The sequence below is a fragment of the Rhodobacter sp. P2_H5 genome, assembly GCF_056403335.1.
In genome coordinates this window covers 1-534 of the sequence record NZ_JBFUFS010000153.1, presented here as the reverse complement: position 1 = coordinate 534, position 534 = coordinate 1, and the positions used below count along the sequence as shown (strand labels likewise).

Annotated in this window: 1 pseudogene; it reads right to left on the bottom strand. The window is 66.5% G+C overall.

The features are described from left to right. Positions 1-534 (bottom strand): annotated as a pseudogene (locus AC1DVR_RS24050) (nuclear transport factor 2 family protein); the annotation flags it as partial.

Below are 534 nucleotides of genomic sequence, written 5' to 3'. Positions count from 1 at the left end.
TAGCCTTCGTGCCTGCCATCCAGGCTCCAGCGGACGGCGGCGCGGGGCTGGCGCCCGGCCTCGTCATTGCCGATCACATGATGCACGGTGAAGGTTGCGGCGGGGAAAGACGACCGCAACCCCATCCACGCGGCTTCCGCGAACTCGCAGGTCCAACCACCCTGGCCACCCGGATGTTCCAGTCTGACCGCTCGGTCATAGGTCTTGCCGATCACCGCAATATCCTTGCGCATGATCCGGGTCAGGATATCGACCAGCTTGCCGCCCCAAGCGTTGTCATTGCCGCGCAACTGGTAGGGGCCGCTGCGGTCCTGATCCGGGGTGAAGGGCCGCCTGGCCCGCGCTGGCCCGCCCTCTGCCGCGATCTGGCGGCGCACAAAGTCGCGAGGGTCGTGGCCCAGCTGCCGAACGATGGAGCTGGTGTCAAACACCAGCCATTCATCGTCGAAAACCCCGTCGGTCACCGCGCAATCCGCAATGCAGCGCGCCACATAGCGCTTGCCCGAGGCGGGACCAAAAGCGCTGTCGCCGGTC